Origin of the sequence: Arsenicibacter rosenii (assembly GCF_001870735.1) — a bacterium.
In the GTDB taxonomy this organism is placed as follows: Bacteria; Bacteroidota; Bacteroidia; order Cytophagales; family Spirosomataceae; genus Arsenicibacter; species Arsenicibacter rosenii.
The window spans coordinates 44,545-61,068 of sequence record NZ_MORL01000010.1 but is presented as its reverse complement, the minus strand read 5'-3'; the positions used below and the strand labels follow the sequence as shown (position 1 = coordinate 61,068).

Sequence of the window (16,524 nt, the reverse complement as noted above, 5' to 3'; positions counted from 1 at the left end):
CTACCCTCTTCAGGCAGGCATAGAATTATTTGCAGGTATCTTTCAGATTGAATTTGTAGGATACGACTTTACCGCTTTGGCGGGCAAATAGCATTAACGCCGACGCTGACGGATCAGTCACCGTTGCGGCATCCACAGTGCTGGTCGCATTCGTTGTCCAGCCGGTAACACCAGGGGCCATGTACTCAACCGTACTGCCGTTACCACCGCTGGTCTGAAACGTTAACTGGCGGGTAGAGCAGTTGTAGGAAGGAGCAACCAGCGTCAGATTGGTACTGCCGGTATCGCCTGTTTTGTTCGGAGGCACAACACCTGTACTTCCGCAAAGCTGACGGATGTTAAAGTCACGGCTAACAATCTTGCCGCTCTGGCGGGCAAATAACTTAATAACCGTAACTGAGCCATCAGCAGCGGTTCCGGCATCAACAACGTTTGTCGCATTCGTTGTCCAGCCGGTAACGCCTGGTGCCATATACTCAACCGTACTGCCATTACCGCCACTTGTCCGGAAAACCAATTGACGGGTATTACAATCGTATGACGGGTCAGCCAGAGTAATATCCGTAGAACCGATATCACCGGTTTTATTCGGCGGAACAACGCCGGTACTGCCACAGAGCTGACGGATGTTAAAATCACGGCTGACAACGTTGCCACCCTGACGGGCAAATAACTTAATAACCGTAACCGAGCCATCAGCAGCGGTTGACGCATCCAGTACATTTGCGGCTTTCGTTGTCCAGCCGGTAACGCCTGGTGCCATATATTCAACTGAAGAACCATCACCTCCGCTTGTCCGGAATGTCAGTTGTCGGGTATTACAATCGTAAGAGGGGTCAAGTAACGCCAGGGTGCTTTGTGCATTAACGGTTGTGGCTATAGTCATGCAAAGCATGATTAACAAAAATCCCCACCGAACAAAAACCGAAGAGAGGGCTGGACGAGATTTCATACAGTTAAATAAAAGTATATCCAATAATAGATTATTAGCTTTTTCTATGGTAAAGTACGCGATAAATCGTCGTCCGGGCAAGTTATATTGATTGAATAGCCGGGCATTAACCGTTCATAAAGGTTCATATTTGTAATCTCTGAAATATAAACTATTGAAAACCAGTATTAATACTTAAAAAAACGTGCATTCTTAAAACGATATCCGTCGTACAATCGTATAAAATAATAACCTAACGGTAGCGCACTGATATCTACCCGGTATTCAAAGGTGTCATTCACTAGTGTCATGGGCAAATTTTCTGAATATACTCCTCCCGCTACATCATATACGGTCAGGCTCATTTTTGTGGCTTTCGGGTACTTGTACTTTATATGTATATATTGATGCGCAGGGTTCGGATAAATGGTTAGTGTACTATCGGCAGATATTGACATAAGTGAGTCACCGGATATATCGTCGCTCCACTTGATAATACGGCCTTGTGACAGAATAACACAAAGGCTCTGTGTAAGCTTTACTTTATAGATTCCAGGTTCATTAACGGATATATTATCTTTTGTGGCGCCATTAATCACCAAATCGTTGCGTAGCCACTGATAACTTTTAAAATCCCCCTCTGGTGCATTTAGCTGAATACTGGCGCCCCTTGGCAAGTTAATAAGTTGATTATCAGGCAAAATTTCAAGCGATTGCGTTGCTGCCGTACCGACCCGTACGCCCTCCAGTAACCGCTGGCATCCTTGCTGCGTGATCCGTACCTGATATAAGCCGGTTTGCGTCGCTAAAACAGACTGACTGCGGCTACCGGAAATGATCTGTCCGTTTCGCAGCCATTCAAATTGGGTACCGGCTTCTGCGCTGGCAGCAATCTGTACGCTCGTGCGTCCTTCGCATAACCACTGATCGGCTGAGGGTGTCAAGGTAGCGGTCGGTGTAATGAGCTGAACAACAACAGGAGCAGACGTTCCGGCACATCCGTTACTGTCTGTTACCCGGACAGCATACGTCCCGGCCTGTGTTACCTGATAAGCAGCCCCCCCCGCCGTGCCTGACGCAATACCGTTTTTGAGCCATTCATAGGTCAGGGAAGAAACCTGTCCGCCCGATGAGGCTATCTTTGTCTGATCGGTCTGTAAGGTTATGGATGTACCTGCACAGAAAGTCGTATCCTTGTTCGGTGTAATCCCGACCGTCAGCAAACAGGCTTTCCTTGATAAACCACTTATGATCAATGAAAACGGCTGTGCATTGTATTTTAATTGTCCTTTGTGGGAAACAGTAAGTGTATATACCTTTCCGGCTACCGGATTTTTAATCACAATCTGCTCTACATTGTCCCGGATGTTATCGCCGGTTGTAGCAGCCAGATCGGGGTTCGCAGGGTCAAGCACCCAGGGCGAAGCCGTGGTCTGATTATCTGACAGGCGAACATCCAGATCATTAACCAGTTTTGGTGTCCGGTTGTCGACATTCAGGCTGTTTGCCGCAGTCCCGATGGCCTCAGGATCTGTCCAGCAGATTGTTACAACCAGAGGTTCGTTTCCCTGTGCTTTGATTTGGGTAGTATATTTTCCGCCTTGTTGCAGGATTTGCTCGGTCAGCAAATGAGAACCGGTTGTGTTCAGCAATATAGCTCCGGCCTTTTCCATGTTCAGCACGCCCCAGCCTTGTTTATAGTCCGGACCGATGCCAGCCTGAATGGCTCCGGAGGCATTTATCCGGTCGGCGCTATGAATGGCCAGTCCCCGTAACGTAGCCGCCCGCATAAACCGGCCTTCACTACTGCTGTTCTGAAGACGGGCGTATAGCTCCTGAAGCAATAACAAGGAGCCGGTTACGTTCGCACTAGCCATTGACGTACCGGTATTGGTACCATAGGCATTCGTTGCCGATGAAATGGTTGAATACAGTTTTGTCCCTGCGCCCAGTAAATCCGGTTTAATACGACCGTCATCGGTTGGTCCCCAGCCGCTGTAAGCCGCAATGTTGAACGAAACGGGCTGATTGTTCTGTAGTACGGCCTCGGCCGAACCAACTGTCAACACGTTTTTTGCGTTAGCCTCCCCTGCGATTACATCGTAACCATCGTTCCGGCTGCGATTAACGGTACTCTTTTCTGCGGAATTACGCAGATAATAGGCTACACCCGCCGGCGGGCCGGTTTCGGTATGCTTGTTATCGGCCGACCGGACCATCAGGTAATACGGGTTACTGTAAGCAATCCGGTCAATATCACTTGAGCGAGAGGAGTAAAACCCGAACTGATAATCCTCTACCTGACTAATGCTGGTATTGCCCCACCACTCCCATTTCTGGTCAGGATCATTACCGGGACGGTCTGCGTTGTATACCCAGCCTGCAACAGGCCCATACGAGTGATTTGAGAGCAGGAGGTCTTTAGCTGCCGTTCCGATTTCGGCAATATCGTCGTTAAAATCCCATACACGCAGGTTGGCACCAAATGCCATGCCTTTTGCCTGTGTATTTACGCCTTTGGCAATCAGGGTGCCTGCCAGATGCGTGGTATGTTCATTAACCAGTGTCGACTGATCCATCTGCATGATTCTTGTCGTTCCGGTACCGGCAAACTCCTGATGTGTGCCCAGAGCCTGCCCACCGTCCCACATGCCCAGTTTCCCCGACATAAATGCCGAAGCCCCGCTTAAGGCGGTTCCGAGCGAGCCACCCGGCCATAAAGCCGTTGTCCGTGTAGTCTGCGCCGCCAACGCATTGTGCGTAATGTAATAAATTGGATGGCCGGTCTGGTCAATACCCTGCAATTGCATAATCCGTCCATTGGAATAGTTTTTGCGGATAGGCCAATTATACTTTTGTGCCAGTTTGAAAGCTTCCTTCCGGTTAGCAATATAGGGACTTAGCTCCCCTTCATGAGACTCCGGAAGAGTCTGCGACACAACCATACCTGTTGTCAGAAGACAACAAAAAACACCCCTTATGATGCTGATTGCTACCTGACAAACAGCATCATAAGAAATCGGCACGTGCGTGTTAGTATATGTAAGAAATCGTTTCAGAACGAAAAATTTACTGTTTAAGAACTCGTTTTACTCCCAGTATTTGACCCTGGTTATCCTGAACAGTCACAAAAAATATACCGCCTGACAAAGACGTCAAATCAAGCGTCCCTGAATAATTTTTTCCGTCTCGTTTCATCGACCCCGTTTTTACCCGGATTCCTTCCGTATTTGTCAGAATCAGCGTAGTCGGCCGGGTCTTGGCGATGGCCGCATCAAGGGTTACCGTCAGGTAGTTAGCTGTCGGGTTAGGGTATAGCTGTATACCTGCCGCCGTTTCTTCCAGACCCAGAATAATTACCGACAACTCTGTTGAGATCAACTCGCCGCATCCGTTTGCATTCACCCGTACCGAGTAGCGCCCTGACTGAACGGCCGTATAGCTTTGTCCCGTTGCTCCCGTAATCGGTACCCCGTTTAACAGCCACTGATTGCCTGTCACCGAATTAGAGGACAACACAAAACCATTGAGCGTAATCAACGGGGCCACAGGGTCATTGACACTCAACTGAACGGTCTGAGAGCTGGCGGGCTGGCAGTTGTTGGACACCTGTACCAAATATCCCCCCTCATCCGTTGCCCGGTAACTGCTTGACACAGCCCCTGAAATAGCCTGATTGTTTCTGAACCATTGGTATGACAGATTACTACCCGTATTGGCCTGTAAAAGCACCGACGAACCACGGCAAATTGTTGTTGGCCCATTTACCGTTACTAAAGCCGTCGGGGCTGTACCGCCGCTTTTTGTTACCGCCACACGCTGTGCTGACGGGCAGTCGAGGGACCGTACTTTCAGATTGTACAGGTAATACCAGGCGGTCGTAAGGGTATCAACCCGTCCGTTTTGCGGAAATAGCGCTCCTTTCGTGCTGACAACCGTCATCCCGTTTGGCGCTGTGAGCCGATAGGGAAAGCCGCTTACGCCCACATTACTCCGGTAAATCGACGCACCGCCTTCGTATTCAATCGTGATTTTATAATCGCCCGCAGCCGGAATGCGTAGATTAAGGGGATACTGAGCCCCCTGGTCATTAGGGTCATCCAGTAACTGGCCGTTGGCATTAACGGCGGTCAGACTGGTATTACGCGTTGGGGCAACGTCCAGCGAAACGCTCGAAACCGCTACATCATCTAACCGGCGCACGGTAAAGGTCAGCCGTCCGGCACTGGCAATGTAGAGTCTGGCCGACTCCAGAACAACCGGTATTCTGGTAGAAAGCAGCGGAGAGGGCCCGAAATTCCCGGCATACGATCCTCCGCCAAACACATACTTGCTCACCGGTCCCAGCGTCCCGCTAAAGTCATTCAGTGAAACAAAGTAGGTGTTACTGACAGGCTTTATGTTCGTAGTAGTCCGGTTACCAACTGCCAGCAAATTACCGTTTGCCGCCGCATCATACCAGAAAGCAGTTCCCTGCCCGTTGTTGGTCAGTGCCACAACGGTATCGGTTCCGCATTGGAGCGCTGCTAAAGCGGATGGTATAGATGCTGCCGCAACCGTCCGTGACTCAACAAAGGTATTATTGGCCGGGTTCTGATCACTGGCAAGTTCGGTTGTGGCCTCAAAGCGGTAGCTCTGGCCTGCCGTAAACCGGCTGGCAGCAACATTGATGGTAAACAAAGCGTCATTAAATCCATTGATAACCGGTAATGTACCGGTTAAAACCGTCAGGGTAGTGTTGGCCGCATCGGCAATACGGACACGGACCGGTACATTCTGCTGTGTATCGGTGCCGTAGTTTCTGATCCGGACCGCTACCGGAATCTCATCCGTTACCCGGCAAAACGCGTTATCCGGCGAAACCAGCGCCGTTACACCTACATCAGTTGCCGACCGGATCGTACGCACCAGCCACTCCATAGTTTCGCCTTTTGCATAAGTACCACAGGCTGACACGGAGGCAGGGCTGTTTGTTTCGGACAAGACCAGCCGCACCCGGATCAGCTGCCCGCTGCTAACGGTTGAGGGAATCAGAACATTACGGGAAAAGGCAGTTACGCCCGTTAACACCCCGGAAGTAGCCAGGGTATCGCCGGCATCCGAAAAGCTGCCGTTTTGATTCCAGTCGGCAAAAACGCGCAGGATGGTATTCTGCGGTGTTCCACAGGTACCGACACTTACCGAAAACGGCAGCGTCTGCCCGGGCTGCACATCAATGATTGTCCGGGTCAGGTCGGTATACGTAGTACAGTTATCGCTTCCTTTCTGCTGTGTTTGGCCTAGCTGAAAACCCAGCACTTTACTATCAGCCGATGAAGCCGGTGCCGACGCACAATACGTGAGGGTTCCCACACCACTGGCGATCAAGGCATAATCTTGTCTTGTTCCACCCAGATTACCTTTATGGGTGATGGTAATCGTGTATGAGCGGCCAGGTACTGCCGCCGGAATCAGCACCTGTTCAATATTATCCCGGATATTGTCGCCCCGCTGCGCAGGCTGTGATGGACTCTCGGGATCAAGTATCCACGGCAGAACGGTCTGCTGCCCGTCGCTGACACGAATATCCAGGTCATTAATGAGTTTCGGCGCCCGGTTGTTGATCACGCCGGAATTGACGGCAGATGGTGTCCCTTCCGGATCTGTCCAGCAAATTGTGACCATTAACGGGCCTCTGCCGGATGCAGTGACCTGCCGTGTATAGGTTTCGCCCTGTGCCAGTGTCCGTTCTTCCAGCAGGTGATTCTGCAAATCGTTTTTAATGACTTTGGCCGCCTGTTCAACATCCAGCAGGCCCCAGCCAAAGCGATAGTCGGGGCCGGGCGTGTCACCGGCTTCATCGGCGGTATGTAAAACTAACCCTTTCAGGGTCGACGAGCGCATAAATTTTCCGGCGTTAAGCTGGTTGTAATATTCCTGCAACAACAACAGTGAGCCGGTTACGTTGGGGGTCGCCATTGAGGTACCATCCAGAACCGCATAGCTACTGTCAGTTGTGTTGTAGGTTGACAAGACACTCACCCCTACGCCGGTAATATCCGGTTTGATCCGGCCGTCGTCGGTTGGTCCCCAGCTACTGAAACTGCCCAGTTTTACGTCTCCCGGCTGATTATAGCCATTCAATGTATTCGAAATGGCACCGACAGTCAGGATGTTTTTGGCAGTCCCATACGTACTGATCAGGTCATAGGCATTCTGGTCGTATCGGGGGCGGGTGCTGATACGGTTGCCGTGATTGACAAGGTAATACGGCTGATTAGCGCCCGGGCCGGAATCTCCCCGCTCATTACCGGCTGCCTTGACAATGAGGTAGTAGGGCGCATTGTATGAAATACGGTCCCAGCTTTGTGCCTGCGAATTATAAAAACCGAATTTATAGTCTTCGGTGGCACTGATGGTCGTATCTCCGTACCACTCCCAAAAGATCGAGCCACTACGGCTTGAGTTATAATTCCAGCCGGAAATAGTCCCGTAGGAGTGGTTAGACACCAGCAGATCGGCCGCAACCGTAGTCATCTCCGAAACGTCGTTGGTTTGATCATAGGCCTGCAGATTGGCCCCATAGGCCATCCCACGGACCAGCGGATTCTTACCGGCCGCCATCAGGATACCGGATACGTGTGTAGAATGCTGATTCCCGGTCGCATCGGTACTCGTCGGATTATCACGCTGGAGGAGGCGGCTGCCAAACTCCACATGACTGGCTCTGGGCTTACCCCGAACCTCCCACATACCCATCCGGTTCTGAACGGTTGTACTGCTGCCAGACAGATTTACCCCGATGCTACCTCCTGCATACAAACTGTTCGTACGGGTAGTGATCCCGGCCTTGGTTGTGCTGGTACTGGCCACATACAGCAGGTTTCCGGCCTCATCAATGCCGTCGAGGGCAAAAGCCCGTCCGTTGCCCAGGTTTCCCAGTAACGGGCGTCCCTGATTAACGGCCTGTGTCCTTGCCAGTTCGTAATTCTTTTGTTGATTGTCCTTTATTTGCTTCTGAAGTGTTTTGAGAGTAGCCTTCTGACCACTCGTATAATGAGGCAACGGCTGTGCCTTTAAAGCCTGAATACCAGCAACTTGTAAAAAAAGAAGCAGACATAGATGCAGGCAGCAGTAGTGTTTTTTCATGTTAGGATAAGAACTTACGATAAGGCCAAAAGACTGTTGATGCTATCAGAAAGACGCACTAAGTTTAACTTTTTGTATTAGTCACTGCTTAAAAAGCTGTTAAATTTACAGCAACGTTCTCAGCAGAAAAAATACTGTCTCCGTACAGAACTCCTCGATATGTCTAAGAGACCGATTACGATTTCAATAACAAACAACAAAGGCGGAACCGGAAAAACAACTACAGCGCTTAATCTGGGGGCCGCGTTGCAGAAAAAAGGCTTTCGCGTCCTGCTGATTGACCTTGATGCCCAGGGCAATTTAACGCTCGCCACCGGTTGCCGGCAACCCCGCCACCACGCGGGTGAATTGCTGATGGATGAAGCTTCGTGGGAAGAAACCCTGATTACCGGCCCGACCGTACACCTGATCCCAGCCAGCCGTATGCTGCTGAGTTATGAGCACCGCCTCAACGCTGAGCCGGATAGTGGTTATCTGCTCCGTGAACAGCTGGAAAACCGGCCGTATGATTATGTCATTATTGACTGCCCACCCAGCTTAGGGGCGCTGACGTTTGGTGCGCTGAGTGCTACCGACTGGTTCATTGTTCCGATGCAGGGTGAAAACTTCGCCTATATCGGCCTTGACGAGATTCTGCAATGTGCTGCCAAAGTGCGTCGCCGGATTAATCCGGGTATCAAACTGGCCGGCATTCTGATGAACAAATTTGATCTCCGTACGAAATTCGGTCAGAGCGTTTATCAGAAACTATCGGCCAATCCGTCGGTACGGGTATTTAATTCATCCATCCGGCAGGATATCAGCCTGATGGAATGCACAGCCTTCGGTCAAAGTATTTTTGATTATGCGCCCAATTCGCGGGGCGCCCGGGATCTTATGAATTTTTGTGACGAGTTCTTACAATACACCAACCAGCATGAAACGAGCCAAGTCATTTGATAATTTACTGACCGACCTGCATAGCGAGCCGATTGCCGACGTGAACATGTCGGTACTGGGTGCACTCGACTCCGAAGATGTAACGGAGCTATCTCCTCTCAGCATCGACGAACAGGAACGGCTGAGCGTCTGTGAACGGATTATCGACGAAGGGCTGGCTACCTTTATGGCAGTTGGTAACGCCCTGATTGAAATCCGTCATTCTAAGCTGTATCGGGAGAAATACCGCACGTTTGAGGCCTACTGCCGCAACCGGTTCGGCATTAAACGCCAGCGTGCCTACGAGCTGATGGGAGCCGCCGAAGTCGTTAACAGCCTGCAGCAACCTACCGTGTCGGAAATTTCCGACAATGATATTCTGTACCCCCTTCCGGAACGGGAATCTCATGCCAATGCGCTGTCGTCAATTCCCAAAGACGAACGGTTGAAGGTATGGCAGCAGGTTAATGAGACATCACAGCAAACAGGGAAGTCTATTACGGCGAATATGATTCAGTCAGTAGCGCAACAAAATCTTGCTACTGAAACAAATTCCCTTGAAGTATTACCTAAACAGGAAAACACCCTGATTTTAATGCAAAAAATCAGGAAAAATATCTCGAAAGCTGAACCGGATGACATCCGGGTAGAAGTTCACGGAGTCTGGCTGAAGCGGTGTGGTCTGGAAGAAGCATGGCGTACACTCCGCGGCCGGCCGGAATGGGTCATTAACGACAATTTCAAGGATTGGCTGACGCTGGACGAGGCAAAAGCAATCGGCCTGATCAAATAACAAAAAAGTAGGGGTGAAACGTCTCCCCTACTTTCCTCTGTTTCTCTAACCTGCTCACTGATTTTGTGCGTTCACCCCGTATATTTCTGTCTAGTTATGGAGCAGCAAAACGGAATGCGTAAGTTTGACACTGAAGCAGAAATACCCACTTGAATGGACATAAACTCCGACAGCATCAAAATTCTGTTTGGCCTCAAACTCCGGCAATTACGCATTGATAAAGGACTAACGCAGTATGATTTGGCTGACCTTTCCGGCCTGTCTGTCTCATACATTAATGAGATCGAAAAGGGTAAGAAGTATCCAAAAACAGAAAAAATCATTGCGTTAGCGCAAACCATGGGTGTTTCGTATGATGCCCTGGTTTCACTGCAGCTCAGCAAACGAATGGAGCCCATTTATGAACTGCTGCGCTCCAATCTGCTGAAAGACCTGCCGCTCAGTATGTTTGGCATTGAGCCGGCCGACCTGCTTGAACTGCTTTCAGATGCTCCCGTTAAGCTCAGTGCCTTCATCAGTACCATGATGGAGATCAGCCGTCATTACAACCTGGGCGTAGAAGAGCTTTATTTCTCCGTCCTGAGGACCTATCAGGAAATCCATGAGAATTACTTTGAGGACATCGAAAACGCCGCAGAAACGTTTTTAACCGACGTAAAAGCTAAAAAGATACTGGACGAAGCCTTTCTTCGGACTCATCTGGAGCAAACGTATGGGTATACCATTCAGATTTTCGGCGAACAGGACTATCCGAATCTGGTCAGCCTGCGGTCTGTACTGATTCCAGGTGAGAAAAAGCTCTTGCTGAACCGCATCCTTACCCCCGACCAACGGGCCTTTACGCTGGGACGGGAAATCGGTTTTCTGCGCTTACAGATCAGGGAAAGACCGCTTACGTCGTCATGGGTAGAAGTAACGTCATTCGAACAGGTACTGAATAACTTCCAGGCGTCCTACTTTGCCGGGGCAATTCTGATGCCCAAAGACAACGTGCTGCCGTTGCTGGAACAGTGGCTGACACTACCTACCTGGAAAGAGGCCGGTCAGTTTCTGCACCGCATGCTCGACGAACTACAGGCAACACCGGAGACACTGCTTCACCGCATGAGTAATTTTCTGCCAAAGTACTTCGGCGTCGATCAGCTTTTTTTCCTGCGCTTTGAACACAAGCCGGGCAGCCAGACATTCAACCTGACAAAGGAAATGCACCTGGCGAGGCTTCATAATCCGCACGGGATCACTAACGAGCACTATTGCCGCCGCTGGGTATCGCTGTCGATGTTGTTTGAGCTGGCCGAAATTCAGCAGGCCAACGCATATAAGGCGCCTATTCTGCGGGCACAGATCTCGGACTATATCGACTCTCAGAATGCCTACCTGGTTTTCGGTTTCGCCCGCCCGCTGACCCCGATCAAGGATCTTAACCACAGCGTTTCGCTGGGTATCCTGATCAACGAGGTAACCAGAGCCCGGATCCGGTTTCTGGCAGACCCCGCCCTTATTCACCGCAACGTCAACGAATCCTGTGAACGGTGCAGCGCCGTTGACTGTCAGGAACGGCAGGCAGAACCGGTTTTATTACAGAGACGGGAACGGATTGAAACCATAAAATTGACCTTACAGCAGATGGGCGTAAAATAAGATTTGCCGCCGGAGATGAAGTAATTATTAAAATTCAGGTCTTTACTATACTGCCGGTTAAACGTTTTTGCGTTATGCCTGTCTAACGGGCTTAGACCCAATAAACTAACCATGCATATGCGTAAAGAAAAGCAGGCGACTGCCCGAATGCGCCACTTGTTCGAACGGGCAGGTTTTGGCGCTACTCCTGCCGACATTGCCGATGCCGCCCAGTCTCCGGTCCGGAAAGTGGTCCGTATGCTCTTTAAACAGAGCGAGTCATACACGCCCTTCACCATCATTGACCCGGAAGAATACAGCCCGAAGAAGCAACTGAAAAACATGGCGCAAAACGGCATGCTTGACAGGGAGTCGCTCAAAACACGCATCAAGGAGAACGCAGAGCTTGTGCGCGATCTCAACGTCGCCTGGCTCGACCAGATGGCCTCCGGCAAAGGAGCCCTCCGCGAAAAAATGGCCCTCTTCTGGCACGGGCATTTTGCCTGCCGCGCACAGGGCCGCAATGGTCTTGTTATGCAGCAGTATGCCAACGTAATCCGGCAGCATGCACTTGGTAAGTTCGGCGATTTACTGATCGCTGTGTCGAAAACCCCGGCGATGCTTCAGTTTCTGAATGCCCGGCAAAATAAAAAAAACGCACCCAACGAAAACTTTGCCCGTGAGGTCATGGAGCTTTTTACGCTCGGCCGCGGCAATTATACCGAACACGACATCAAGGAAGCCGCACGGGCCTTCACCGGCTGGAGTTCCAATATCGACGGCGAATTTGTGTTCCGGCAGCAGGCACACGATACCGGTGAAAAAGAGATTTTCGGCAAGACAGGTGCCTTTACCGGCGACGACGTACTGACGATGCTGCTTAATCAAAAGCAAACCGCCCGTTATATCACCGGCAAACTTTACCGCTACTTTGTTAATGAACAGGAGGATAAACAGCGGGTTGATACCCTCGCCGATGCCTTTTACCGGTCTGGCTACGACATCACGCAACTGATGGAGAGCATTTTCACAGCCGACTGGTTTTATGAGCCGGCTAATGTGGGTGCCCATATCAAGTCGCCGGTAGAACTGCTGGCCGGTATGCGCCGCACTCTGGGCGTTCAGTTTGACCAGCCCCAGCCGCAGGTCTTCGTGCAACGGACCCTGGGGCAGACCCTGTTCTATCCGCCAAATGTAGCGGGCTGGCCCGGCGGCAAAAACTGGATCGACTCGTCGAGCCTGCTTTTCCGCATGAAACTGCCTGACTATGTTCTGAAAGCAGCGGAAGTAAACATCCGCTCGAAAGACGAAGCCGATGTCAACGCCGAACTGCTGGCGAAACGGGGTAAAAATCAGTTTACGACCACCATCAACTGGGACGAATTCGAAAAACCGTTCCAGCGGGTGAACGATGAGGAACTGCCGGAGACGCTGGCAACCTACCTGTTGCCTTATCCTTTGCAACCGGTTCAGCAACAGCTGCTGGCAAAAACCCTTAAGCCCGGACAAACGCACAGCGAGCGCATCCGTACATTAACAGCCGCTCTGATGAGTTTACCCGAATACCAGCTTTCGTAAACCAAAGACCGAAAGAGATAAAGAGTGAAAGAGTGAACGTTCTACACTCACTTTGTCTAACTGCTCTTTATGCGCTGCGTCGGGCCGCTCTTTATCTCTTTCGCTCTTTCACTCTTTAAAACATATGAAACGTCGCAAATTTCTCAATAAATCGGCGCTGGCCACGGCGGGAACCATGATGATTCCCCATTTTCTGAAGGCCTATGAAACAAGCCACCTTGGCTCCGGAGCGCCTGCTCATAAAATACTGGTGATTGTGCAGCTGTCGGGCGGTAACGACGGTCTGAATACGGTTGTACCCTATCGCAACGATATCTATTACCGCGAACGGCCGGGCATCGCTATTAAAGCCGATAAGGTGCTGCGGCTCAATGATGAAGTAGGCTTTAATCCCGCGCTGGAGCCCGTTAGAGGGTTGTATGACGACGGTTTGCTGACCATCATCAACAATGTGGGATACCCTAATCCGGACCGGTCACATTTCCGGTCGATGGATATCTGGCATACTGCCAGTGACTCCGATAAATATGTACAAACGGGCTGGGTAGGCCGTTATCTCGATGCCAACTGTTCTGGCAAAACCTGCGAGCCGCACAGAGCCATCGAGGTTGACGATACACTCAGTCTGGCGATGAAAGGCGCCGACATCAACGGCCTGGCGATGCTTGATCCTAAGAAACTGTATAATCAGACCCGCAGCGGACTTGTCCATAGTCTTTCGGAAAACAAACCGGAGGGTCAGCATGAAAACGTGGCCTATCTGTATAAAACCCTGGCCGAAACGGTCTCATCTGCCGATTATGTTTACGATAAGGCAAAGCGGGTTAAAGCCTCTCAGATGACCTACCCTGGCAGTGAGTTAGGTAACCGGCTGAAAACCGTTTCGGAACTGATTCAGGCAGGCGTATCAACCAGTGTCTATTATATCTCTATCGGCGGCTTCGATACCCATATCAATCAGGTCAATCAGCAGGAACGGTTATTGAGTCAGTACGCCGAAGCGGCCAATGCATTTATGCGCGACATAAAGCAGGCGGGGCTGGTAAATGATGTGTTATTAATGACGTTTTCGGAGTTTGGCCGGCGGGTGAAGCAGAACGCCAGCAACGGAACCGACCACGGGACGGCTAATAATGTGTTCCTGTTCGGCGGCAATCTGACACCCGGCAAGGTTTTCAATGAAGCCCCCAACCTGACTAATCTCGACGAAGGCGATCTGAAATACAGTGTTGATTTCCGCAGCATTTACGCAACGCTGCTCCGCAACTGGCTCAAAACCGACGATGTTGCCATTCTCGGTAAAAAGTTTGATACCTTACAGTTTGTGTAAGTCTTTAAGCCGTAGTGGCACGACTAGTCGTGCCACTACGGCTTACGCTCTTTGCCCCTCGCTTTCCGCTTAGAGTGGCTTTTCCATGATATAGTCCTCCATCAGGAAACCGTTTCCAATATCGATATTCTCCTGACCGGCTACGCTAAAGCCGGTTTTTTCATAAAATGCCACCGCTTTGTTGTAGCGGTTTACATTCAGCGATAGCGTCGTATTGCCTTGCTTTTTTGCCACCCCGGCTACCTTTTCCAGCAACAAACGCCCGACACCCTTGCCCTGCTGATCAGGCAGGATGTAGAGCTTGTGCACCTTAATGGTGGGGGTATCCTTGTAATCAGGCTGGCACGAAACGAAGCCCACAGGCTCTTCACCGTCCATCGCCAGAAAAAACTGGTGCCCCCCCGTTGTCATCTGTGCTTCCAGGGCTTGCGATGCATACATCCAGTCGAGCATATAGGCAATCTGCTCCGCAGACAGGATAGCACCGAACGTCTCCGGCCATGTCTGATGAGCAATCCGCCGGATAGCGGCAATATCGGCAGTTGATGCAGTTACGATGGTTATCATAGCCCGTTTATTTATTGGCTTATTTTTCCGTCGACCAGGCGCCAGATGCCAAGGGGATTGCCGTCTTTGAGTTCAGCAGGCAGCAGTGCCTGCGGGAAGCCCTGATAGCAAACCGGCCGCGCAAACCGCCGGATGGCATTTGTGCCGACCGACGTACTGCGGCTATCGGTTGTTGCCGGATACGGGCCACCGTGCTGCATCGCATGGCTTACCTCAACCCCTGTCGGGAAGCTGTTGATGATAAGCCGGCCGACTTTCTGCTCCAGAATGGCCAGCAGGTCTGCATAGGCGACCAGTTCTTCGTCGGTGCCGTGGACAGTTGCCGTCAGGTGGCCCTCCAGCGAACGGGCAGCCTCCAGTAGCTGCTCACGCGTATCGGCCTGAATGATGACACTGCTTGGCCCGAAAACCTCTTCGGCCAGATCTGCCGTTTTCAGAAAATTGTCGGCCGAGGCCGTCAGCAAAGCCGGCGTTCCCAGGGCAAATCCGTCGGTGGCCTGCCCCTCGCCTACTACGGTCACCCCATCAATTGTTTTCAGGTGAGAGAGCCCCCGTGTATAGGCTTCCTGAATTCCTTTTGTCAGCATGGCCGCCGGTGCAGCCTGCTCAACGGCCGTACGTGCCTGCTCTACAAAAGCACTGGCCGTTTCTGACTGTTGCAGGAGGACCAATCCGGGATTAGTACAAAACTGGCCCACACCCAGCGTGACAGAAGACACATACGCCTGTGCCAGTGCCGTACCTTTTTGCGCGACGATTCCGGGCAGGAAGAAAACAGGGTTGGTACTGCCCATTTCGGCATATACCGGAATGGGCTCCGGCCGTTGATTCGCGGCGTCGAAAATTGCCTTGCCCCCACGCAGAGAGCCGGTAAACCCAATGGCTTTGATGCCGGGGTTCTGTACGATGGCCATCCCGACAGCGACTGTCCGTCCCTGCACCATCGAAAAAGTACCCGCCGGTAAGCCACAGGCTTCTACCGCACGGCTGATGGCCAGGCCAACCAGCTCTGAGGTGCCCGGATGGGCAGGGTGTGCTTTTACCACCACCGGACAGCCCGCTGCCAGTGCGGAGGCTGTATCGCCCCCTGCTACCGAAAAGGCCAGCGGGAAGTTACTGGCGCCGAAAATACCCACCGGCCCCAGCGGACGAAGCATCTGCCGCAGATCCGGCCGGGGCAACGGCTGACGGTCCGGCAGTGCAGTGTCAATGCGGGCATCGACCCACGACCCTTCGCGGACATACTGCGCAAACAACCGCAGCTGACCCGTAGTACGGCCACGTTCACCGGTCAGGCGAGCCATTGGCAGGGCTGTTTCCGCGTGGGCACGCTCAGGCAGAGCATCACCCAGATTCTCTATCTCGGCCGCAATCCGCTCAAGGAACAGTGCCCGTTGTTCACCGGTTGTTTGCCGGTATACCTGGAAGGCATCAACCGCCTGTGCGCAGGCGGCTGCGACTTCGGCTTCGGTCGCTTCGTGAAAATCACCCGGCAACGACTCACCGGTCGCCGGATTTATACCCTGAAAAATTTCCGTATTGGCGGCGCTCCGAACAGCACCCAGGAATTGATGACCAGTTAAGGAAGAAGACATTGCTGTGCGTTAAAATAATGGCTTTCGGTAAGCAAGTTAGTAAAAACAGCGCGTAAGCAGGCGG

The 16,524-nt window shown here is 51.6% G+C and carries 10 protein-coding genes; 5 read left to right on the top strand and 5 right to left on the bottom strand.

What is annotated here, in order from left to right:
* Window positions 1–25 precede the first annotated feature (25 nt).
* The 3 genes from BLX24_RS18275 to BLX24_RS18265 all read right to left on the bottom strand — a co-directional run bounded on the left by BLX24_RS18275 (window position 26) and on the right by BLX24_RS18265 (window position 8,059).
* Complete coding sequence (locus BLX24_RS18275) at window positions 26–886, bottom strand: hypothetical protein (RefSeq protein ID WP_143092710.1); 861 nt, start codon at window positions 884–886, stop codon at window positions 26–28.
* A gap of 233 nt (window positions 887–1,119) precedes the next feature.
* Entirely contained in the window at window positions 1,120–3,741 is a 2,622-nt protein-coding gene (locus BLX24_RS18270; RefSeq protein ID WP_229201841.1) for a S8 family serine peptidase, read from the bottom strand.
* A 259-nt stretch (window positions 3,742–4,000) separates the two neighbouring features.
* Window positions 4,001–8,059, bottom strand: coding sequence for a S8 family serine peptidase (locus BLX24_RS18265; protein ID WP_071504631.1), 4,059 nt, complete (start codon window positions 8,057–8,059; stop codon window positions 4,001–4,003).
* A 159-nt stretch (window positions 8,060–8,218) separates the two neighbouring features.
* On the opposite strand from BLX24_RS18265, the gene BLX24_RS18260 reads away from it, so the two are divergent.
* From BLX24_RS18260 to BLX24_RS18240, 5 genes are all read left to right on the top strand, one after another.
* Window positions 8,219–8,998 (top strand): ParA family protein, encoded by a 780-nt coding sequence (locus BLX24_RS18260; RefSeq protein WP_071504630.1) that lies wholly within the window; start codon window positions 8,219–8,221, stop codon window positions 8,996–8,998.
* A complete protein-coding gene (locus BLX24_RS18255; RefSeq protein WP_071504629.1) occupies window positions 8,976–9,770 on the top strand; it encodes a hypothetical protein in 795 nt (264 codons plus the stop codon). The genes BLX24_RS18260 and BLX24_RS18255 overlap by 23 nt, the downstream gene beginning before the upstream one ends.
* 153 nt (window positions 9,771–9,923) lie before the next feature.
* The gene (locus tag BLX24_RS18250) at window positions 9,924–11,411 is read left to right on the top strand and encodes a helix-turn-helix domain-containing protein (RefSeq protein ID WP_071504628.1); all 1,488 of its coding nucleotides are present in this window, start codon (window positions 9,924–9,926) and stop codon (window positions 11,409–11,411) included.
* 117 nt (window positions 11,412–11,528) lie between these two features.
* Window positions 11,529–12,968 (top strand): DUF1800 domain-containing protein, encoded by a 1,440-nt coding sequence (locus BLX24_RS18245; protein ID WP_310590791.1) that lies wholly within the window; start codon window positions 11,529–11,531, stop codon window positions 12,966–12,968.
* A 124-nt stretch (window positions 12,969–13,092) separates the two neighbouring features.
* Complete coding sequence (locus tag BLX24_RS18240) at window positions 13,093–14,298, top strand: DUF1501 domain-containing protein (protein ID WP_071504626.1); 1,206 nt, start codon at window positions 13,093–13,095, stop codon at window positions 14,296–14,298.
* A 69-nt stretch (window positions 14,299–14,367) separates the two neighbouring features.
* On the opposite strand, the gene BLX24_RS18235 is transcribed toward BLX24_RS18240, so the two are convergent.
* Together BLX24_RS18235 and BLX24_RS18230 are read right to left on the bottom strand one after the other, a co-directional pair.
* Window positions 14,368–14,865, bottom strand: coding sequence for a GNAT family N-acetyltransferase (locus BLX24_RS18235; protein ID WP_177225866.1), 498 nt, complete (start codon window positions 14,863–14,865; stop codon window positions 14,368–14,370).
* A gap of 11 nt (window positions 14,866–14,876) precedes the next feature.
* On the bottom strand, window positions 14,877–16,460 hold the full coding sequence (locus tag BLX24_RS18230; RefSeq protein ID WP_071504625.1) for an aldehyde dehydrogenase (NADP(+)): 1,584 nt from the start codon (window positions 16,458–16,460) through the stop codon (window positions 14,877–14,879).
* Window positions 16,461–16,524: the final 64 nt, after the last annotated feature.

Bases quoted from the DNA above. Each gene is read 5' to 3' on its own strand.
- BLX24_RS18275 (WP_143092710.1), bottom strand. From the start codon at position 886: ATGACTATAGCCACAACCGTTAATGCACAAAGCACCCTGGCGTTACTT.
- BLX24_RS18270 (WP_229201841.1), bottom strand. From the start codon at position 3,741: ATGCAATTGCAGGGTATTGACCAGACCGGCCATCCAATTTATTACATT.
- BLX24_RS18265 (WP_071504631.1), bottom strand. From the start codon at position 8,059: ATGAAAAAACACTACTGCTGCCTGCATCTATGTCTGCTTCTTTTTTTA.
- BLX24_RS18260 (WP_071504630.1), top strand. From the start codon at position 8,219: ATGTCTAAGAGACCGATTACGATTTCAATAACAAACAACAAAGGCGGA.
- BLX24_RS18255 (WP_071504629.1), top strand. From the start codon at position 8,976: ATGAAACGAGCCAAGTCATTTGATAATTTACTGACCGACCTGCATAGC.
- BLX24_RS18250 (WP_071504628.1), top strand. From the start codon at position 9,924: ATGGACATAAACTCCGACAGCATCAAAATTCTGTTTGGCCTCAAACTC.
- BLX24_RS18245 (WP_310590791.1), top strand. From the start codon at position 11,529: ATGCGTAAAGAAAAGCAGGCGACTGCCCGAATGCGCCACTTGTTCGAA.
- BLX24_RS18240 (WP_071504626.1), top strand. From the start codon at position 13,093: ATGAAACGTCGCAAATTTCTCAATAAATCGGCGCTGGCCACGGCGGGA.
- BLX24_RS18235 (WP_177225866.1), bottom strand. From the start codon at position 14,865: ATGATAACCATCGTAACTGCATCAACTGCCGATATTGCCGCTATCCGG.
- BLX24_RS18230 (WP_071504625.1), bottom strand. From the start codon at position 16,460: ATGTCTTCTTCCTTAACTGGTCATCAATTCCTGGGTGCTGTTCGGAGC.